Origin of the sequence: Brevibacillus nitrificans (assembly GCF_003710965.1) — a bacterium.
GTDB classification, from domain to species: domain Bacteria; phylum Bacillota; class Bacilli; order Brevibacillales; family Brevibacillaceae; genus Brevibacillus; species Brevibacillus centrosporus.
The window spans coordinates 653,455-674,516 of the sequence record NZ_RHHU01000010.1; the positions used below are offsets into that span (position 1 = coordinate 653,455).

General features: G+C 52.0%; 19 protein-coding genes. 17 read left to right on the forward strand and 2 right to left on the reverse strand.

Annotated features, from left to right (window positions below; all coding sequences use genetic code 11):
• Positions 1-3: 3 nt before the first annotated feature.
• The 12 genes from EDM59_RS16690 to EDM59_RS16745 all read left to right on the forward strand — a co-directional run bounded on the left by EDM59_RS16690 (position 4) and on the right by EDM59_RS16745 (position 13,603).
• Entirely contained in the window at positions 4-1,251 is a 1,248-nt protein-coding gene (locus EDM59_RS16690) for an LLM class flavin-dependent oxidoreductase (RefSeq protein ID WP_122924631.1), read from the forward strand.
• A gap of 42 nt (positions 1,252-1,293) precedes the next feature.
• A complete protein-coding gene (locus EDM59_RS16695) occupies positions 1,294-2,115 on the forward strand; it encodes an alpha/beta fold hydrolase (protein WP_183192933.1) in 822 nt (273 codons plus the stop codon).
• Positions 2,112-2,999, forward strand: a complete 888-nt coding sequence (locus tag EDM59_RS16700; RefSeq protein ID WP_122924633.1) for a R2-like ligand-binding oxidase — start codon at positions 2,112-2,114, stop codon at positions 2,997-2,999. The genes EDM59_RS16695 and EDM59_RS16700 overlap by 4 nt, the downstream gene beginning before the upstream one ends.
• A gap of 212 nt (positions 3,000-3,211) precedes the next feature.
• A complete protein-coding gene (locus tag EDM59_RS16705) occupies positions 3,212-3,424 on the forward strand; it encodes a hypothetical protein (protein WP_122924634.1) in 213 nt (70 codons plus the stop codon).
• 140 nt (positions 3,425-3,564) lie between these two features.
• The gene (locus EDM59_RS16710) at positions 3,565-4,266 is read left to right on the forward strand and encodes a phosphoadenylyl-sulfate reductase (protein WP_122924635.1); all 702 of its coding nucleotides are present in this window, start codon (positions 3,565-3,567) and stop codon (positions 4,264-4,266) included.
• Positions 4,248-5,387 carry a sulfate adenylyltransferase gene (gene sat / locus EDM59_RS16715; RefSeq protein WP_122924636.1) on the forward strand — a complete coding sequence of 380 codons (1,140 nt, stop codon included), beginning with the start codon at positions 4,248-4,250 and terminating at the stop codon, positions 5,385-5,387. The genes EDM59_RS16710 and sat overlap by 19 nt, the downstream gene beginning before the upstream one ends.
• Positions 5,388-5,979: 592 nt before the next feature.
• Complete coding sequence (ilvB, locus tag EDM59_RS16720; RefSeq protein WP_122924637.1) at positions 5,980-7,716, forward strand: biosynthetic-type acetolactate synthase large subunit; 1,737 nt, start codon at positions 5,980-5,982, stop codon at positions 7,714-7,716.
• Position 7,717: 1 nt separating this feature from the next.
• Complete coding sequence (ilvN, locus tag EDM59_RS16725; protein WP_122924638.1) at positions 7,718-8,224, forward strand: acetolactate synthase small subunit; 507 nt, start codon at positions 7,718-7,720, stop codon at positions 8,222-8,224.
• Positions 8,225-8,281: 57 nt separating this feature from the next.
• The gene (gene ilvC, locus EDM59_RS16730) at positions 8,282-9,304 is read left to right on the forward strand and encodes a ketol-acid reductoisomerase (RefSeq protein WP_122924639.1); all 1,023 of its coding nucleotides are present in this window, start codon (positions 8,282-8,284) and stop codon (positions 9,302-9,304) included.
• A gap of 56 nt (positions 9,305-9,360) precedes the next feature.
• Positions 9,361-10,896 (forward strand): 2-isopropylmalate synthase, encoded by a 1,536-nt coding sequence (locus EDM59_RS16735; protein ID WP_122924640.1) that lies wholly within the window; start codon positions 9,361-9,363, stop codon positions 10,894-10,896.
• Positions 10,897-10,977: 81 nt separating this feature from the next.
• Positions 10,978-12,072: a 3-isopropylmalate dehydrogenase gene (gene leuB / locus EDM59_RS16740; RefSeq protein WP_122924641.1), complete on the forward strand. Its 1,095-nt coding sequence runs from the start codon at positions 10,978-10,980 to the stop codon at positions 12,070-12,072.
• Positions 12,073-12,187: 115 nt separating this feature from the next.
• Complete coding sequence (locus EDM59_RS16745) at positions 12,188-13,603, forward strand: sodium:solute symporter family protein (RefSeq protein ID WP_122924642.1); 1,416 nt, start codon at positions 12,188-12,190, stop codon at positions 13,601-13,603.
• 62 nt (positions 13,604-13,665) lie between these two features.
• On the opposite strand, the gene EDM59_RS16750 is transcribed toward EDM59_RS16745, so the two are convergent.
• Positions 13,666-15,012: a TrkH family potassium uptake protein gene (locus EDM59_RS16750; RefSeq protein WP_122924643.1), complete on the reverse strand. Its 1,347-nt coding sequence runs from the start codon at positions 15,010-15,012 to the stop codon at positions 13,666-13,668.
• 103 nt (positions 15,013-15,115) lie between these two features.
• On the reverse strand, positions 15,116-16,558 hold the full coding sequence (locus EDM59_RS16755; RefSeq protein ID WP_122924644.1) for an aminotransferase-like domain-containing protein: 1,443 nt from the start codon (positions 16,556-16,558) through the stop codon (positions 15,116-15,118).
• 158 nt (positions 16,559-16,716) lie between these two features.
• Between EDM59_RS16755 and EDM59_RS16760 the strand changes: the two genes are divergently transcribed.
• The 5 genes from EDM59_RS16760 (at position 16,717) to EDM59_RS16780 (ending at position 21,013) form a co-directional block, all read left to right on the forward strand.
• Entirely contained in the window at positions 16,717-17,223 is a 507-nt protein-coding gene (locus EDM59_RS16760) for a MogA/MoaB family molybdenum cofactor biosynthesis protein (RefSeq protein ID WP_122924873.1), read from the forward strand.
• Between the two features lie 191 nt (positions 17,224-17,414).
• Positions 17,415-19,193 (forward strand): B12-binding domain-containing radical SAM protein, encoded by a 1,779-nt coding sequence (locus tag EDM59_RS16765; protein WP_122924645.1) that lies wholly within the window; start codon positions 17,415-17,417, stop codon positions 19,191-19,193.
• Positions 19,190-19,861, forward strand: a complete 672-nt coding sequence (locus tag EDM59_RS16770) for a DNA alkylation repair protein (RefSeq protein ID WP_122924646.1) — start codon at positions 19,190-19,192, stop codon at positions 19,859-19,861. Before EDM59_RS16765 ends, EDM59_RS16770 begins: the two co-directional genes overlap by 4 nt.
• A gap of 170 nt (positions 19,862-20,031) precedes the next feature.
• Positions 20,032-20,649, forward strand: a complete 618-nt coding sequence (locus EDM59_RS16775) for a DedA family protein (protein ID WP_092275999.1) — start codon at positions 20,032-20,034, stop codon at positions 20,647-20,649.
• 7 nt (positions 20,650-20,656) lie between these two features.
• The gene (locus tag EDM59_RS16780; protein ID WP_122924647.1) at positions 20,657-21,013 is read left to right on the forward strand and encodes a DUF1294 domain-containing protein; all 357 of its coding nucleotides are present in this window, start codon (positions 20,657-20,659) and stop codon (positions 21,011-21,013) included.
• Positions 21,014-21,062: the final 49 nt, after the last annotated feature.

The following is a 21,062-nucleotide window of genomic DNA, read 5'->3' on the forward strand; positions in this document are numbered from 1 at the left end:
TCGATGAAGTTTGTCGCCTTTCACTTGATGCCCTATCGGGAGCTGCCTGCCGATTTTGAGGAAACGTACCCAAGCGTCTGGGTCACTCCTCCCAAGAAGCTGTATGACCCGAAAAAAGGTCATCGGATGTACCACGATTACTTGGATGAACTGGAGTTTGCGGTGGACCTCGGGTTTGACGCTGTAGGCGTAAATGAACATCATAGCAACGCGTACGGTCTGATGCCCTCGCCCAATCTGATGGGTGCCATTCTCTCCCGTAAAGTGCGGCACAGTGATCAAACAAGCCTGATCGTCCTAGGAAACAGTTTGGCTTCGTACAATCCACCGATTCGGGTGGCGGAGGAAATGGCGATGCTGGATGTGCTCTCGGGTGGCAAGTTTATCGCTGGCTTTCCGGTAGGGACGTCCATGGATCAAAACTACGCGTACGGGATCAATCCTGCCGAGCTTCGCGAGCGCTACTACGAGGCACACGACCTCATCATGAAGACGTGGAAGACGGATGAGATCCTGACCTACAACGGCAAGTACAATCAATTCCGGTACATCAATCCTTGGCCTCGTCCCGCGCAGCGACCGCATCCGCCTGTCTGGATTCCCGGTGGGGGAAGCGTCGAGACCTACGATTTTTCCATTACGCACAACTACTCTTTCTCCTATTTGAGCTATTTCGGCCACAAGTATGCCAAAAAAGTCATGGATCCGTTTTGGGAGCGCAATGATGAGCTAGGGGCTGATCGAAACCCGTATAAGGCAGGCTATTGCCAGATGATTTGCCTCTCGGAAACGGATGAAAGGGCGCAGATCGATTACGAGGAGCATGTGCGCTATTTTTTCAACAAATGCTTGCATGTTGACAGACGTGTAGCGGAAGCACCTGGGTACCGCACGGTGAAGAGCTTGCGCGCGGGTCTTACCTCCCAGTTTGACGGGACTCAGAAAAGCGCAAGCCAGATGCTGAAGGACGGCATGGGCTGGCAAGATTTGATCGATCACGGGTTTATCGTAGCGGGGTCTCCTGCCACTGTTCGAGACATCATGCGGGAGAGCTTGCAAGATATGAGAGTCGGCAATGTCGTCTGTCTGTTCCACATCGGCTCCATGCCACACTGGCTCGTTCAAAAGAATATGCAGCTGTTTGCAGAGGAAGTCAAACCGTATTTGAGCGATATCTACAGCGAGTGGGATCATTCCCCGTATTGGCCAAAGGGGTATGCACAGGAGCAGGAGGTGGAGATGACCAAATAGAGCTTGGATCGTCATGGACAGGAAGAAGAGGGGGGAAAAGGGGTGGCACAGCCAAGTGAGCAGCTGATTGTGGCAAATGAGAGCGTCACCTTTGCTGTGAAGGTAGCGGGGCAAGGGGAGCCTGTGGTCTACTTGCACGGTGCAGGAGGTCTTACTTGGGATCCGTTTCTCGATGAGTTGTCCAATCATTACCAGGTAATCGCGCCGCATATCCCGGGAACAGGGAATTCCTCCGGGCTGGAAAACATACGGGATTTGTGGGATTTGGTTCTCTGCTATTACGATTTATTTGACGGATTGGGATTGGACAGCGCTACAGTGATTGGGCATTCGCTGGGCGGGATGATAGCCCTGGAGCTGGCTGCCTCTGATCAAAGCCGTGTGAAACAAATTGTCGCGATCGCACCAACAGGATTGTTTAAAGAGGAAGAGCCCATACCGGATTTGTTCGCTATGCTGCCAAATGAGGTAGCAACTATCATGGTTGTTGACACGGCTTCACCTGTAGCTGAGATGCTGCGGTATATGCCGAGGGAGACGGAAAAACGGATCGAAGCAACGATTCAGCGCATGCAAAATATGCAGGCAGCAGCAAAATTTCTATGGCCCATTCCAGATAAAGGTCTGGGGCGCAGAATGCACCGAATCAAAGCGCCGACACTGCTGATCTGGGGACAGCAAGACCGCTTCATCCCTGTTTCGTACGCGGAGGATTTTTGCAGGGGCATCATCCATTCCGAGCTGGTGGTGATCAATCAGGCGGCACATCTCGTGACGTTGGAGCAGACGGAGCAGGTTTTAGAAGCGGTCAAAGGGTTTGTGGGAGCTTATCAGGACGATGCCTACGGGAGGGTAAACGGATGAGACAGGAGTTCATTTCGACCCAGCAGCGAGGATTGCGTACAGAGCTGCTGCCTTACCAGCTGTATCAAAAAGCGAAGCGGTTTGGCATGTGGGACCCCCAAGATATCGACTTCTCTCAGGATCGCGAAGACTATGCCGCGATGACAGAGGAGCAGAAAAACGAGACCTTGGGCAGAATCGCCGGATTTTTAGGAGGAGAAGAAGCCGTTACGTTGGATCTGCTGCCTTTGATCATGGTAATAGCCAAGCAGGGCCGACTTGAGGAAGAGATGTTTTTGACCACCTTCCTGTTCGAAGAAGCGAAGCATACCGAATTTTTTCGGCTGGTTGTAGATGAAATTGGAGAGAAACGAGATTTAAGCCAGTATCATGGGGATGTCTATAAAAAGATCTTTCACGATATACTCCCTACCGCATTGAACCGGCTGCTGACGGATGAATCACCGGAAGCGCTTGCAGAAGCATCGACTGTGTACAACATGTTCGTAGAAGGGGTCTTGGCGGAAACGGGATATTACGCCTTTTATGAAGGTCTGAACAAAGCGGGAGTCATGCCCGGACTGATGAAAGGGATTGGCTACCTCAAGACCGATGAGGCCCGGCATATCAGCTACGGCACCTTTCTCTTGCAGCGACTGATCTGTGAGCATCCGCATGTCCACGACGTGATCGTCAAAAAGATGGCAGAGCTAGCTCCGTTAGCGACCCAGCTCTACCAGGGAGTCGATCCGGAAAGAAAGGCAAGCGCATACGGCGTCCGTGTAGAGGAAGTCCAGCAATTTGCCAAAAAGCAATTGGCGGTGCGCATGGAAGTGCTGGCAAGAGCAAAGGGCCAGACGATGGAAGAGCTGTATAAGCAGACAAGAGCAGCGGTGGATCTATAGGAATAGCCTCCTTGAAGGATAAAATACTGCAGGCACTCGGGAATTCCTGAGTGCTTTTTCATTTGCGTGTGTTAGTCATCAGGAAAAAGCGGAAACTGCAGCTCCGACCCAAGTCGGAAGAAAAAACCATCAAACGTCTGTGTCGAGTTGACTTCCTGTCGCCATACAATAAAAAGCGTTACAGGAAAACATTGGATAGGGAGAGAGACTAGATGAGAAAACAAAAATGGATGATGACAGGTGCTTCTATGCTGGTAGCTGCCGCTTTGTTTGTGCCCGGTGCTTTCGCAAAAGAGAAGGACGATTCGTATGTAGCGCCTTCCAGCGTCTTTGGCACGCAGGTTTTGTTTGGAGAGGAGAAGCTGCCGACATACGGTCCTGCCCATTTCTTTGCACCACCAGAAAATGAGAACAACGATCGTTAAAGCAGGGAACGGTTGATGGACATACGCTGTCAGACTTGAAATGAGTCTGGCGGCTGTTTTCTTTTCGCAGGACGAATCGCCAGTTGCTGTCCTCACACATATGATGGTGGGTGAATCAATGCAAGAAAGGAGTTTGGCTGATGAGCGATCGCCACATGATGGCGGATGAGGATCTGCAGGTGTGGGCATACCGACTGGAAGCCAAGGCGCCTATGGACGTTTTGGTGACAGCGGTGGAAAATTATGCGAGCGGACTCGTTCTCGCATCTAGCTTTGGTGCGGAAGACGTCGTATTGATCGACATGCTGCACAAGCTGGCACCCACGATTCCTGTCTTTTATTTGGACACGAACAAACATTTTAACGAGACGTACGATACACGTGATCGGCTGCAGGAGCGGTACGGGACGGCATTTATTCAGGTGCTACCCCAACTGACGCTAGAAGAGCAAGCCCAGCAGCATGGCGACAAGCTGTGGGAGCGAGAACCGAATCTCTGCTGTGAGATTCGCAAGGTAGAGCCGTTGAAGCGGGTGCTCTCCCAGTATCAGGCTTGGGTGACGGGAATCCGCAGAGAGCAGGCGCCTACCCGGGCAAACGCAAAAAAAGTGGAATGGGATGAAAAGTTCAACCTGGTGAAGTTCAATCCACTCGCAGATTGGACCGAGTCCCAAGTCTGGGAATATATACATGCCAATGATGTCCCCTACAATCCCTTGCACGATCGAAACTTTCCCAGCATCGGCTGCAGCGTGTGTACGCGTGCGGTACTGCCGGGTCAGGACCCTCGCTCGGGAAGATGGGCAGGTCACGAAAAAACAGAATGCGGACTGCACAAATGAGTGGCAGGGGAGGCGAAAAAATGACACAGACAAACCTGCCGACAAAGACCATTCTCATCGACAGATGGACGCTATCTGACATTGATTGTCTTGCGATTGGCGCATTTGCACCCCTTGCCGGATTCATGGGAGAAGAAGATTATCACGCTGTTGTCGAGACGATGCGACTGGCGAGTGGAGCCGTTTGGCCGTTGCCGGTCACACTGGCTGTTGACGAGGCAAAGCATGGCACCATTCAGGTCGGCGAGCGTGTCTTGTTGCGTGGCGAAGAAGGTGTCGATTACGCGATCTTGCACGTGGAAAGCAGCTATCGTCCAGACAAAAGGCGGGAAGCCCAGCAGGTCTTTCGGACGACAGATTTGGAGCATCCAGGGGTAAAAAAACTGATGCAAAAAGGCGAGGTGTACTTGGGCGGACCGCTGGAATATTTACAGCGGCCAGTACCTGAGCAATTCGCTGACTACTACCTCACTCCGGCTCAGACGCGAGAGATTTTTCAGCAAAAAAACTGGAAAACCATCGTGGGCTTTCAAACGCGCAATCCCGTGCACCGGGCACATGAATACATCCAGAAAGCAGCATTGGAAACCGTCGATGGCCTGTTTTTAAATCCGTTGATGGGCGAAACGAAATCAGATGACGTTCCGGCTGTCGTGCGAATGGAAAGCTACTTGGCACTCTTGGAAAATTACTACCCAGCCAATCGTGTCCTGCTCGCTGCCTTTCCCGCTGCGATGCGCTACGCAGGCCCCAGAGAAGCCGTTTTCCACGCGATGGTGCGCAAAAATTACGGCTGCACTCATTTTATCGTGGGACGCGATCATGCAGGGGTAGGCGATTATTACGGAACCTATGACGCCCAGCATATCTTCTCGGAATTCGAGCCAGAAGAGCTGGGGATATCGCTTTTGTTTTTCGAGCACAGCTTTTATTGCAAGAGCTGCGAAGGGATGGCCACGACCAAGACGTGCCCGCACGAGAAGAGTCAGCATGTGACGTTATCTGGAACCAAGGTACGTGAAATGCTGAGAAACGGTATCGTCCCGCCTCCGCAATTCAGTAGACCGGAAGTGGCGAAAATATTGATTGATGGATTGAGTGAGAAGGTACGAAGAGCGTGAGTGAGAGAGTGCGGAACGGGTTGTGCCGTTCCGTTTTCCTCTCTTTTTTTTAGGACGAGCCAGCTTGTTCTTGTATGCGCTTTCATCCAAAACCCTTGCTATGTCGCCGATTTTTATTGAACGTTCGTTCGGACGAAAGTCTAAAAAAATGTCGTTCTTTTCGTTGACACCCCCTAGGTGCCTAGCTATAATCAGACGTAACACTTTATATTCTGACAACAACAATATTGAAAATATTGTTATAATAGCAGGCTATGACGAGGAGGATGCGCGTCAACTCTTTTCCAGAGAGCCCGGATTGCTGAGAACCGGGTAAAGAGCGCTCGCATTGCTCGCCTCCGAGCTGTTTCGCTGAAACTTGCGCAAGTAGGTAGTAGGCAGAACCGTTTAACACCCGTTAGCGTGTTACAGTCCACAATACGTTGTGACTGGCTGAGATCGGCTGACCGTGAGGCGCCGATAAAGTTGGGTGGTACCGCGAACCCTTTCGCCCCAAAAGACATGGAAATCGAACCGTGTCGGGGCGAAAGGGTTTTTCTATGTTGTTATAGTTATTTTCAATACCTGTTGGAAAGTGGGAGGAGGAGAGGAAATGAGTGTTGAAATGGCCGAAATGCAGAGAAAGAACAGTATTCCACCGATTCAGTTCGGCGAAGAGGTTACGGGGGCAGAAACATTGCTTCGGTGTTTACTCCTCGAAGAAGTAGAATACATCTTCGGCTATCCAGGTGGGGCAGTACTTCCGATTTACGATTCCTTGTACGGGAGCTACTTCAAACACATTTTGACCCGCCATGAACAAGGCGCGATCCACGCAGCTGACGGGTACGCTCGAGCTACGGGCAAACCGGGAGTCTGTATCGCAACATCCGGTCCAGGGGCAACCAACCTGGTAACAGGAATTGCGACTGCGCAAATGGACTCGGTTCCGCTGGTGTGTATCACGGGTAACGTCGCCCAGTCGTTGATTGGGACAGACGCTTTCCAGGAAGCAAATATCACGGGGATCACGGTTCCGATTACGAAGCACAGCTACTTCGTTCGGGACGTGCGCGATCTGCCACGCATCGTAAAAGAAGCGTTCCACATCGCTACGACAGGCCGTCCGGGCCCTGTGTTGATCGATATCCCGAAAGATGTCGCGAATGCCATTGCACCGTTCACCTATCCAGATCATGTAGAAATTCGCGGCTACCGAGCTGAGGTAGTTCCAGAGGATGAAGAGGTTCAAAAGTTTATCGATGCAATCAAATCGGCAAAGCGTCCCGTAATCATGGCAGGTGGCGGTATCATCGCAGCCAGTGCCGACAAGGAACTGCTTGCTTTTGCAGAGAAAACACGAATCCCGGTTATCAATACATTCATGGGTCTGGGCGGTTTCCCGGGAACACATGAGCTGTCTCTCGGAATGCCGGGGATGCACGGTAACTTCACGGCGAACCAAGCGCTGCTCAACGCCGATTGTGTCATCGGCTTAGGTGTCCGCTTCGACGACCGGATCACCATGGGCCGCACCAAGGAGTTCGCACCAAATGCCCGCATCGTCCACGTCGATATCGATCCGGCCGAGTTGGGTAAAAACGTATCCACAGCGGTGACCGTCACTGGCGATGTGAAAAACACGTTGGAAAGAGCGATTCCGCTGGTGACTGCATGTGAATCAGAGGCATGGATCAAGCAGCTGAAAGACTGGCAGCAAAAACAGCCGTACAAGTACAAGACAGACGGAGATACGTTGAAGCCGCAAGCTGTCATTGAACTGCTGTACACCTCCACAGATGGGGAAGCGATCGTCACTACGGACGTAGGACAGCACCAGATGTGGACAGCACAATACTACAAGTTCAAAAACGCTCGCTCTTTCATCTCTTCCGGTGGTCTTGGCACGATGGGCTTTGGCTTCCCGGCTGCGATCGGGGCGCAAATCGCTCACCCGGAACGCACGACCATTGCTGTAGTGGGAGATGGCGGCTTCCAGATGACGAATCAGGAGCTCGCAATCGTATCCCAATACAACATTCCGGTGAAGGTCGCAATCGTCAACAACCAGTGCTTGGGGATGGTTCGTCAATGGCAAGAGTTGTTCTACGACAACCGTTACAGCCAAATCGACCTGACCTGCAGCCCGGATTTCGTCAAGCTGGCTGAAGCATACGGCGTCAAAGGCTTGCGGGCATCAACTCCGCAAGAAGCCGAAGCAGTGTGGGCAGAAGCGCTGGCGCATGACGGTCCAGTCGTGGTTGACTTCCGTGTCGCACAGGGAGAAAACGTCTATCCAATGGTAGCTGCTGGAGACACACTAGATCAGATGGAATTGGGGGAAGAGTAAGATGCAGCAACACACGATTGCCGTACTCGTCAACGACTACCCCGGGGTGTTGACCCGCGTATCCACCTTGTTTGGTCAACGCGCGTTCAACATCGACAGCATCACGGTAGGGGGCACAGAAGAGGCAGGGTTGTCCCGGATGATTATCACCACCGGGGGAGATGACCGTCAGATCGACCAGCTGATGAAACAGCTGCATAAGCTGATCGACGTCATTTCCGTGACCAATCTCAGTGCAAACCCGTACGTGTCTCGGGAGTTGGCGCTCATTAAGGTCAGCGCATCACCTAGCCAATTGGCTGAGCTGAACGGGATTGTTGAACCGTTCCGTGCAGCGATCGTCGACGTGGGGCCAAGCTCCTTGATCGTTCAGGTGACAGGTGATTCTGAAAAGATTGACGCGCTGCTCGTATTGCTGCAAAGCTATGGTGTACTCGAATTGACGAGAACCGGCTCAGTAGCGATGGCTCGCAGTATTGTTCCAGCAACAGCCGCTGCAACGGTTTAAATTGCAAAATTCTGAATAGAAATTCATACTAAACAACATTTTAGGGAGGCTACACAAATGGTAAAAATGTATTATGAAGCAGACGTAAAACAAGAGGTACTGCGTGGCAAAACAATCGCGATCATCGGTTATGGAAGCCAAGGACACGCGCAAGCACAAAACCTGCGCGATAGCGGATATAAAGTAGTAGTAGGTCTGCGCCCAGGAAAATCTTGGGACGTTGCGGTAAAAGACGGCTTCGAAGTTTTGACAGTAGCAGAAGCTACTAAACGCGCTGATGTAGTTCAAATCCTGATGCCAGACGAACGTCAAGCACAAGTGTACCGCGATGAAGTAGCTCCAAACCTGAAATCCGGCGCAGCTCTTTGCTTCTCCCATGGTTTCAACATCCACTACGCGCAAATCGTTCCACCAGCTGACGTTGACGTAATCATGTCAGCTCCAAAAAGCCCAGGTCACCTGGTTCGCCGCGTGTACCAAGAAGGCTTTGGCGTACCTGGCTTGATCGCTATCTACCAAGATGCGACTGGCAATGCAAAAGACCTGGCTCTGGCATACTCCAGCGGAATCGGCTGCACCAAAGCTGGTGTTATCGAAACAACCTTCCGTGAAGAAACCGAAACAGACCTGTTCGGTGAGCAAGCTGTCCTTTGCGGTGGCGCGAGCGAGCTCGTAAAAGCTGGCTTCGACACTTTGGTAGAAGCTGGATACGCTCCAGAAATCGCCTACTTCGAGTGCTTGCATGAGCTGAAGCTGATCGTTGACCTGATGTACGAAGGTGGCCTGGCTCGTATGCGCTACTCCATCTCCGACACAGCTGAATACGGTGACTACAGCACAGGCCGCCGCATCATCACTGACGAAACTCGCAAAGAAATGAAAAAAGTACTGGCTGAAATCCAAGATGGTACTTTCGCTCGCAACTGGATCCTGGAAAACCAAGCAAACCGTCCTGGCTTCACTTCCCGCCGTCGTCTGGAAGCAGAACACGGTATCGAAGTAGTAGGTGAGCAGCTGCGTGGCATGATGTCTTGGCTGAATAAAGAAACGAAAAAAGAAGAAGCGAAAATCGGTCAATAATTGGCCTGCGCACAGACAATATATAATGTAGGAAAAAAAGTGGAGGTGAAAAGTTCATGCGGACCATTGAGATTTTTGATACGACCCTGCGGGATGGAGAGCAGTCTCCTGGCGTCAATATCAGCACGAACGAAAAGGTGGAGATTGCCCTTCAACTAGAAAAGTTGGGCGTAACGAGGATCGAGGCAGGCTTTGCAGCTGCCTCCCCTGGTGACCAAAAGTCGGTGGCCGAAGTGGCGAAGCGGGTGAAAAACTCGACTGTCGTAAGCCTGGCACGTGCCGTTAAAGACGACATGGATAAAGCATACGAAGCGCTTCGCGACGCGCAAAACGCATCCCTCCACGTCTTTCTTGCAACATCTCCGATTCACCGTCAGTACAAGCTGAATATGAGCAAGGAGCAAGTGCTGGAGCGCGCCGTCGAAGCGGTCACCTACGCGAAAAAGTACTTCACAGAGGTACAATTTTCCGCAGAGGATGCGGCTCGTACAGAAATCGACTTTCTGGCACAGGTCGTCGAGGCAGTCATCAAGGCCGGGGCTACTACGGTCAATATTCCGGATACGGTTGGCTACATGACGCCAATCCAGTACGGACAGATCTTCAGTGACTTAAGACGCCTCGTACCGGCAACGGAAGGCATTCGCCTGAGCTGCCACTGCCATGACGATCTGGGTATGGCGGTAGCCAACAGCCTTGCTGCTGTCGAAGCAGGAGCAACGCAAGTAGAGGGAACCATCAACGGGATCGGCGAGCGTGCCGGTAACGCGGCCCTCGAAGAAGTCGCACTGGCTCTGGAAACGCGCAAGGATTACTACCAGGCGACGACCAAGCTTCATTTGAAAGAAATCGCACGTACCAGCCAACTGGTTAGCCGTTTGACAGGGATGATCGTTCCGGGGAACAAAGCCGTCGTGGGAGCAAACGCATTTGCACACGAATCTGGCATTCACCAGGACGGCGTGCTGAAGGAAGTTACCACGTACGAAATCATCCGTCCAGAGTCGGTCGGCTTCAAGTCGAACAAACTGGTGCTCGGTAAACACTCGGGTCGCCATGCGTTTAAAGAGAAGCTGATTGAGCTCGGCTACCATTTGGAGCAGGAAGAAGTAAACACAGCTTTTGCTGCCTTCAAGGTACTGTGCGACAAGAAAAAAGAAATCAGCGACGACGATATTCTCGCGCTGGTCGATACCAAAATGGTAAAAGGCCAGGAAGCCTTCCAGCTGGAATCTGTCCAGCTCACTTACGGAAACCTCTCCGTGCCAACAGCGAGTGTGCGGCTGATGTGCGCAGATGGCTCCGCAGTGGAAGAAGCAGCGGTCGGGAATGGCTCCGTCGATTCGATCTACAAAGCCATTGACCGTGCGACAGGCGAAGATGTGACGCTTGTTGACTACAAGATCCTTTCCGTTACACAAGGGAAGGACGCATTAGGTGAAGTGTTCGTCCGTCTGCAGCAAGGTGAACTCACGGTGACTGGCCGCGGTGTGAGCACAGACGTTTTGGAAGCGAGTGCGATCGCCTATGTACGTGCCATCAACAAGATTCTGGAGCGTCGGGGCGAATCCGTGCCAGTAGGTGTCAACTAACGTCCGCATTCCCCCTTTGGGTAGGATGAGGGAACCAGTAGAGAACGGAAACCATTACAGAATAGAAAAGCGGGATAGACGATGAAAAAAGAGTATCGTATTGCCGTTCTTCCAGGAGACGGTATTGGACCGGAAATCATGCAGGAAGCGGTCAAAGTCCTCACTCTTGTAGGAGAACGCGAAGGAGTCACCTTTACGTGTGAAGAAGGCCGCATCGGTGGGATCGCCATCGATACGGACGGAACGCCGTTGCCGGAAGAAACGGTGAAGCTGGCAAAACAAGCAGATGCTGTATTGCTGGGAGCTGTTGGCGGGCCGAAATGGGATCAAAATCCGGGTCATTTGCGTCCAGAGACGGGTCTCTTGGGTATCCGCAAGGCGCTGGGACTGTTTGCAAACATCCGCCCAGCAACGATGCACAGCTCCCTGGTAGAAGCTTCCTCGCTCAAGCCTGAAGTCGTATCGGGTGTGGATCTGATCGTCGTTCGTGAGCTGACAGGCGGTATCTATTTCGGAGAGAAAAAACGCTACGATGGCCCGAATGGGGAAGTAGCGGAAGATCAATGCATTTATCATGAGGCAGAAATCGAGCGAATCGTTCGCGTCGGCTTTGACATTGCTCGCAAGCGTCAAAAGCGCCTCGTTTCTGTTGACAAAGCAAACGTTCTGGAAAGCTCCCGCCTCTGGCGCAAAGTTGCTGAGCGTGTCGCTGCGGATTATCCAGATGTGGAGCTGTCGCACCAGCTGGTTGACTCGTGCGCGATGCAGCTGGTACGTGAGCCGAAGCAGTTCGACGTCATTGTGACCGAGAACATGTTTGGGGACATCCTCAGTGACCAAGCAGCGATGTTGACCGGATCCATCGGTATGCTGTCCTCTGCAAGCCTGGCTGCAGGCAGCTTCGGGCTGTACGAGCCTGTTCACGGCTCTGCGCCTGACATCGCAGGAAAAGGAATTGCCAACCCATTGGCAACCATCCTGTCTGTAGCGATGATGCTTCGCCTGTCCCTCGGGATGGATGAGGCAGCTAATGCAGTGGAAAATGCTGTCTGGTCGGTTCTGGAAGCTGGTCATCGTACAGGTGACATCGCCAGCGATCGCAGCAAAGCTATCGGCACAGTGGAGATGGGGCAACTGGTTCGCGACGAGCTGTCCAAAACTTTGGTACAGAAGTAAACAAGCAAACCCTGCCGTTTTCCCTCGGGAAGAATGGCAGGGTTTTTGTTTGACCAAATAACTGTACTGAGTATTATAATATACTATAGATAGGTAATCTTGGAGGGAACAAGCTGTGGCTTCCATACCGTTTTTCATCTGTTTCTTACTCATTCTGTTCCTCACGGTGATTGCCGGATTGGCTGCAAAACGAAGAGTGAAGGAAGCGAGTGATTTTACCAACGCAAGCGGCTCCTTGACGTCAGGGATGGTCGCGGGGGCATTGGTAGGCGGATTTGTCGGCGGGACGTCGATCGTAGGTACAGGAGAGCTGGCCTTTTCGCATGGACTCGCTTCGCTCTGGTTTACCTTGGGTGGCGGTGTTGCGGTGATCCTGCTCGGATTTACAGCGCGACGCTTTCGTCAAATGCAGGTGGAGACGCTGCCAGAGCTGATCGGGCTGCAGTATGGACCGCAGGCTCAGCTAGGGAGCAGCCTGTTTTTGTCACTGGGAATGTTTATTCAGGTGATTGCGCAGATTCTCGCCGCCTTGCCGTTCGTCTCTGTCTTTTGGCAGACGAATCTGCCTGTGCTCGCTTTGCTCCCGTCGCTCTTGATCATCGCGTACGTCTTCGCTGGAGGATTTATGGGGGCGAGCCTAGTTGGCACGCTCAAGACTGTGATGCTCGTGGCGCTTTTGCTTGGGACGGGCGTTTGGCTTTGGGCTACTATCGATGGTGTGACGTATGTGAAATGGTGGCAGGAAGGGCGCTTTCAGCTCATCGTCCCGGAAGCGGGGATGGGATGGGCGCAAGGGTTATCCATGCTCATCGGAATCTTTTCCACCCAAACCTACCTGCAGCCGATCTTTGCCAGCCGCAGCACACATGCAGCGAAAACCGGTGCGATCACAGCGGGCGTCCTAATCATTCTGATCGGTTTGGTCAGTGCGTGGATCGGGATGTTCATGCATGATGTTCACCCGGAATTGCTGCCGCGTGAAGCGATTCCGCAGTTTTTCCTGATGCATTCACCTGCATGGCTGGCGGGTGCTGCCTATGCGATTATCCTGCTATCAGTCGTCATGACAGGAGCTGCTTTGACGCTCAGTATTGCAACGATTTTAAATCGGGACGTGCTCCAGCGCTATTCTACCCGATTTGGTGAAGAGACCCGCAAGCTGGCTGTATCAAGGCTTATGATCCTGGCCGTTATCGGCATATCCTACGCGATAGTGTGCTGGGACGATCGAGGGCAAATCCTGCATTGGGCATTCCTGGCCATGACCTTGCGCGGTGTGACGATCTTTTTCCCCGTCATTTTTTACTTGCTGCGGATCTCTCCTGTTCAATCCAAATGGGCAGTTGCTGCGATATGGGGAGCGCCCATCTTTTCCCTGGTGTGGAGCGGATGGTTCTTGCCGATCACCGGGATTGACCCGCTTGTCATCAGCGGCTTCTGGAGCGCTTTGGCACTGCTCATTGGCTGGTGGCTAGTGCGCAAAGAGCCGCGGCAAAATGACATGTCTTTACGGCACGTGGATACACATTAGTGGAAAAAAGCGAACCCCGTACTTGCCTTTCACGAAGGAAGTACGGGGTTTTTCGCACGATGCTATCCAATTGTGATCTTGCCTTTTGGATAGCGGATGTATTCTTTCTGCTTGCGCTGAGCCAGGGCAAAGGCGATCGTCAGTGGCCCCAATCTGCCTGCAAACATCGTGAGCACGATCAGAATCTTGCCAAAAGGCGATAGCTCAGGCGTTAACCCCATCGATAAGCCAGTAGTAGCAAAGGCAGAGGTGACTTCAAACAAGATCATCTGAAACGGTGCACCAGGTTCCGAAATGGCAAGGATCATCGTGACGGCGATCACGATGAACAGCCCGATCATCGTAACAGTCAAAGACTTGTAGATCATGTGAGGCAGAATGCGCTGACGGAAGAAGATGACATCTTCCTTCCCTTTGATTTGGGCCACAACAGCACCTATCAGGGTGGCAAAGGTGGTCGTCTTGATCCCGCCGCCTGTTGATCCGGGAGAAGCCCCGATAAACATCAACAAGATGATGAGGAACAAGGAAGATTGATGCATATCGCCAATGCTGAGCGTATTGGAGCCGGCTGTCCTCGCCGTCACGGACTGATAGAGGGAGCCGAGTACTTTTCCTAGCATGGACAGCGGCTGAAGCGTTTTTGGATTCGTGTATTCCAGTGCGAAAATCAGTACCGTTCCTAAGACGACGAGGAGGGCGGTCGTAGAAAGAACGACTTTTGTATGCAAGGATAGCCGGTGTGTATGGCGATAGTCATATACCTCGCTTACGACCATAAACCCGATCCCGCCTACGATAATCAGGGCGCAGACGACGAGTGTGACGAGGGGATCATCTACGTAGGCAGTCAGGCTAGCGTAATCCCCCATCAAGTCAAAGCCGGCGTTGTTAAAGTTGGAGATCGCATGGAAGAAGCCAAAGTAAATGGCTTTCCCCAAAGGAAAATCAAAAGCAAAGCGGATGGACAACAAAATCCCGCCAATGAGCTCAGCTAAAGCAGTAAAGATCAGAATCATTTTTGCCAGCCGCACGACTCCTTCTATGGAAAGCTGGTTCAACGATTCCTGCAGGATGAGGCGCTCACGCAAAGAGATTTTTTTTCGCATGAGTAAGGCAAAAAAAGTGGCGAGTGTCATAAATCCGAGTCCGCCGATTTGGATGAGCGCAAGAATGACGATCTGTCCAAAAACGGTAAAAGTAGTACCGGTATCTACGACTACCAATCCGGTGACACAGGTAGCAGAAGTGGCGGTAAACAAGGCATCCAGCCAATCTAGCCCCCTGCCATCCACAGTAGCAGAAGAGAGGGTTAATAAGAAGGAGCCGATCAGAATAATGAGAGCAAACCCGATGACAAGTGTCTTGGGCGGGTCCAGACGGAGCTTCTCAACGACTTTCCGTATCATAATAGGGATGACCTCGACTTTTCGATGCTTCAAAGTAGGGACGATCTAGGCGTTCGCTTCCAGTTAGTATGGTAGGAATGCTTGGAAATATAACGAGATGCGTTTACCGGATCAAGGCTGCTCCCAAACGAGACAGCCAGTGCTTGAGCTCGCGTTCCTCCATGGGAGCGAGCGGGAAGCGCACGGCGGGGCGGCGCACAGTGTCGTCCGGCTCGTCGGCTACCCGAAAAGCGTGCCCAGGGGTAAGCTCCAGGCCTTCCTCGAGCAGGATGGCGACGATTCTGTCCTCGTTTTCAGCCGCTCTGGCAGATGCTACTCCCCATTCGATCCACGTGTTTAAGCCTCCCGAGATCGGATACATGCGGGCATGGGCAGGCAGAGAGTGGCGCTGCTCCTCCCACAGACGTTGAAAACGCGAATGAAAAAGAGCGCGCCTGTCAGATAGGTACACATCCGAAAACCACGGATCATCCAGGAGCTTGATCGCAGCCTCAACTACGACCAGGGAGGGCTCAGCGCCTGTCATGGATACGATTTGACGGAATCTTTCCAGCTCTTCCTTGCTAAGCTCAGCTGGCAGCATCAGGACACCGAGCTGCAGATCCCGCGCGAGTGTTTTGGACAAAGAGTGCAGATAGTAGACTTGGACGGAGATTTTCGCATCGATGGCCATCTGGTACAGGGGAGTGCTGGGCTCAGAAAACCACAGGTCTCCGTAGTGGTCGTTTTCTACCATGCGCACGTTCTTTTGCGCGGCCCATTGCAGCAGCTCTTCCTTTCGCTGGTGCGAATAGCTGATCCCTGTAGGGAAGTGATAGTGCGGGTTGATGAGCAGCCAATTGGCAGGGTAATGCTCATGCTCTTCGTCGAGCGCCTGCATGGAGATGCCTTCCTCATCCATGCGAATGGGACGGACGGTAATGCCGCATTGACTGAGCAGCCGCAAAAATACCGGATAGCTGTATTCTTCGACGTAAACCACATCCCGAGGATTCATGACTCGCTGTGCCAGGAAAGCAAAGCCGCTGGTGCTGCGGTTAAATGACAGCACACGCTCCGGGAAATGGGGGAGTCCTCTGCGGCTCAAATGGTCGGCAAACACTTTGGCGGCATGAGCGAGTCGGACTTTCTTTTGGGCAGATGGCTCATCCAATACAGCAAGGCTGTCGTTAAAAGCACTGCGCAGCCGCTTTACCAGCTCTTCGCCAGGGCGGGGAGAGGAGTCGGCGAGCGAGGCGATCGGGATATCGGTGAGCGGCAGCCGGCTCTCCAGCCGAGCTTCCTTGGCCCTTTGCGTCAAATAGTAGCCTTTGCCGTGGACCGCTTCCAGCCAGCCTTCTTCAGCCAGATGATCATAGGCTTTTTTTACAGTTTCCAGCGAGCAGCCACTGACGGTTTTCATGTCACGCAAGGAAATCAGCTGCTGCCCGTCTACGAGAAAAGCGCCGTGGAGGATCGCTGTCTGTAATTGTTCGGCAAGCTGTATGTACATGGGCGTATGTGCTTGTTTGTGAAAGTGAAACGCGAAAAAAGGGCGGTTTGCCATTCGGCTGCGCCTCCTTGTCTGTCAAAAATAGCAGTCAAAAGAATTATATAGGAAAAGAAGCGGATGTAGGTAGCGAACAATTAGAAAAACTCCCGTTGCCATTCGCGTGCATGGTATGATAACCAAAGAGATTACGGATGGGAGCTGACAAAAGGGACATGAGTACGCAGGAACATAAAGCACTATCGCCCAAACAGGTAACGTGCATGGTCATCACTGTCTCTGATACGAGAACAGAGGAGACAGACAAAAGCGGTCAGCTGATGAGAGCGCTGCTTGAAGAAGCGGGACATGCTATCGCTCTGTATCAAATCGTCAAGGACGAACCTGCTGAGGTACGCGCTGCTATCGAGAACGGCATGAATCATGCTGACGTACAAGTGATTTTGTTAAACGGAGGAACAGGTATCTCACCGCGCGACAACACGTTTGAGGCCGTTTCTGCTTTGCTGGAAAAAGAGCTGCCAGGCTTTGGCGAGCTGTTTCGGATGCTGAGCTACACCGAAGACATCGGGCCTGCCGCAATGCTCAGCAGAGCGATCGCAGGAACGAGAGCCGGCAAGGCGATCTTTTCCACACCGGGATCGACGGGAGCAGTTCGATTGGCGATGAACAAGCTGATCGTACCCGAGCTTGGCCATGTGGTACGAGAGCTGAACCGCTAAAAGATAGGGAGTGGGGCGACGTGGCGATGCGCGCATGTTGCCCTTTTTTCATGCAGATGGTTCGCAGGGAGAGTGGACGGGATTTGCCGTATTCTGTCCGCTTATGGTACTGTTACCAAAGGAATATGACTCATGCAGTCAAAACACAAGTAATGCATGAGCCAGATCGTGCAAGGAGAGTAGACAGAAACATGAATATCTTGTTATCGACGTTAAATGCAAAGTTTATCCATTCTTCATTGGCCCTACGCTATTTGCGCAGCTATGCGCAGGCTTCCTTTCCTACAATTGAGCTGGTCGAATATACCATTAATGATGTGACGTTAAACATTGTGGCGGACATCTACAAGCGTGAGCCGGATGTCGTGGCGTTTTCCTGTTACATCTGGAATATCCGTGAAACGTTGGACGTGATTCGCAATCTGAAAAAGGTTTGCCCGGATGTACCTGTCATTTTAGGGGGACCGGAAGTCACGTACGACGCTGATTTTTGGATGAAAAAGCATCCGGAGATTGATGTCATTGCCATCGGTGAGGGGGAGCAGACCTTCCTGGAGCTGCTCCAGGCTTATCAGGAGGCGAAAGAGACGGGACAGCCTCCGCGCTTGCGGGACGTAGCCGGGATCGCCTATCGGGACCAGGAGCACGTCCGTTTCTCCATGCCTCGTGCCCAGATCGAGGAGATGGACACCATTCCTTCTCCGTATCAGGATCATTTGGATGAGCTAAACAACCGGGTCGTGTATTTCGAAGCGTCCCGAGGCTGCCCGTTCAAATGTCAGTACTGCCTGTCGTCCATTGAAGACGGGGTTCGCTACTTCAGTCTGGAGCGGGTAAAGGAAGATTTGCTGCGTTTGATCAACCACGGGGTCAAGACGATCAAATTCGTTGACCGTACATTTAACATCAATAAAAAGTATGCATTGGAGATCTTTCAATTTCTGATCGACAATCACAATGGAACGGTTTTTCAATTTGAAATTACCGCTGATATTTTGCGCGCGGATGTCCTCGACTTCTTGACTGAGAATGCCCCACCGGGAGTTTTCCGTTTTGAGATCGGCGTACAGTCGACCAATGACGAGACCAACCGACTCGTTCAACGCATTCAGCGCTTCGACCGATTGTCTCGGACGGTTACGCAGATCAAAAACTCCGGCAAAATCGATCAGCATCTGGACTTGATCGCCGGACTGCCGGAAGAAGACTATCAGTCCTTCCGAAAAACGTTCAACGATGTATTCGCCCTGCGGCCAGAAGAGCTCCAGCTGGGCTTTTTGAAAATGCTGCGCGGAACCGGTGTGCGTGCTCGTGCAAAAGATCATGGCTACGTCTTCATGGATGAATCCCCGTATGAGATTCTCGGAAACAACGTCCTGTCATTTGGCGACATGCAAAAAATCAAACGCGTAGAAGACGTACTTGAGAAATACTGGAATGCCCATCGGATGGACCATACGCTGGAATGGTTGCTGGAGCACGTGTTCGAATCGCCGTTCGACTTCTTCCAGTCATTTGGCGACTACTGGGAATCAAAAGGCTGGAGCCGGATTGGACACCAGCTGGAGGACCTGTTCACCCGCCTGCAAAGCTTTTTGCAAACGCAGCAGGTGGAGAAGCTCGAGCATGTCATCAGCCTGATGAAATTCGACTTCCTGCACAACCAGAAGCATCGGCCGCGCAAGCTATGGTGGGAAGATGTCATGGAGAAGCAGGAGATGCAGGCTACATTCACGGCGGTCTTTGAACAGAGGGACCAGCTGCGGGAAGACTTCGCCCGCCATGCTTCCTTAGAAAAGGATTATTTCAAGCATACGCTCACAGCCAAAGTATCCTTTGACATTGAGACCTGGATCAAAACCGGAGACGTGATCGAGGGAGACTATACACTGGTCGTCTACTATCCATACGTGGAGGGCGAGCACAATGCCTTTACGATGGTAGATGCCAATACGATTGCAAGCGCATGACAACCAGGTTCCATCCATTCGTAGAGGCAGCGCTCCGTCTGTTCCATGAGCATGCAAACCCGGAGCTTGCTGGGCCGATGAGAAAATATATGAAGGACCATTTTCCTTTCCTGGGGATCAAGGCTCCCTTGCGAAAAGAACTGAGCAAAAGGCTGTTGAAAGAGCAGGGAATTCCGGACGACTGGGAGACGGTCGTCCGGCAGCTTTGGACGATGCCAGAGCGCGAGTTTCAATATGCGGCCATGGACCTGCTTGAAAAGGTGAAAAAAAGGCTCGAAACGGGCCATTTGAGACTGGTGGAAGAGCTGATCACGACAAAATCCTGGTGGGACACCGTCGATTATTTGGCAGCTCATTCCGTCGGGACTCTGTTTCGTCTGTTTCCTGCACTGATCGCTCCGACAAATGAAGGATGGATCGCCAGCGGGAATCTGTGGCTGCAACGGGCGACGATCCTGTTTCAGCTTTCTTACAAGGAAAAGACGGATCAGGAGCTGCTCTTCAGCAACATTCGAATTTATAAAGACTCCCAGGAATTTTTCATCCAAAAAGCGATAGGCTGGTCATTAAGGGAGTATGCAAAAACGGATGCCGATGTGGTGCTCCGTTTTGTCGAGCAGACGCCGCTGGCGAGTCTGAGCAGAAGAGAAGCGCTCAAGCATTTCTAGCTCGCAGACATATTTTCTTCGCTTGATAAAAAGAAGGCTTCTATTGCAAAATAGACGAGTACCTTTTTGGAGGATTGTTTCGTATTAGAAGGGGTAACGATCGGAAGGACAATGATTCACATGCAATCCTAGAAACAGCCGCAAAGTGGCGAGGATAGGGGAAGTTGCTCATGGAAATCAACCTGCTGATGTCAATCATAGAGCAATACGGTTACCTGGCCATTTTCTTCTTGCTCTGGCTGGGTATCGTAGGATTGCCAATTCCTGACGAGCTTGTTGTGGCGACAGGAGGATTTTTGGTATCGATTGGCCTGCTTGACCCGGTGTACTCTTTTTTGGCAGGGTATCTAGGTGTGGCCTCCGGATTGACAATAGGCTTTTTGCTTGGAAAATTTTTTGGCAAGCCTATCTTACAGTGGCTGTCGAAAAGCGAGAAAATGAGGCACGCCGTAGAACGCTCGACGGAGCTATTGCGAAAGTACGGGACTTCGGCGCTTTGTATTAGTTATTTGTTTCCAGTCGTACGACATGTCGTTCCTTATCTGGTAGCGATGGGGGGCATGACCTATCGCCGTTATGCCCTGCTCTCCTACCCGATCGGTTTGGTATGGACGATCGCGTTTTACCTGCTGGGTTACGTGTTTGGGAATCACGTGGAGGCCATTGTGGTCATGATTCGTCATTACGGCTTCTACACGCTGCTCGTTTTGGTTGCCTTGCTCGTGATCGGCCTGGTCATTCGCAAATACGTCATGGGGAATCGGGCCTATCGGGCAAAAGGAGAGTAGGTCGGTCATGTTTCATAAGCAATTGCACGCACATCGGAGAAACCGCAATCTCCTGCTTGTAGTAGGGTGGATATTGGTAATCGCGGGCTGCGTCTCGTCGATCCTGTGGCTATGGGGAGCTGGCGGTTTGCTCCTGAATGGGTATGCGTATTATTTGATGGCAATCGACAAACGGCTCGCTCCCAAACGAAGCTTCCGCATTCCGGAGGCGAGTCTCTTCCTGACGGCGATCTTGGGTGGAGGAATAGGTGCCTTGATCGGGATGCTGACGCTTCGCCACAAGACGAAGCATATCTCGTTTATGATTGTCGTCCCTGTTTTCTGTATCTTGCAACTGTTCATGCTTTTACAGTCACTTACCTAGGAGATAACGAAGGATTTCGCATGAATGGCGTGCGAGGTCCTTTTTTTAT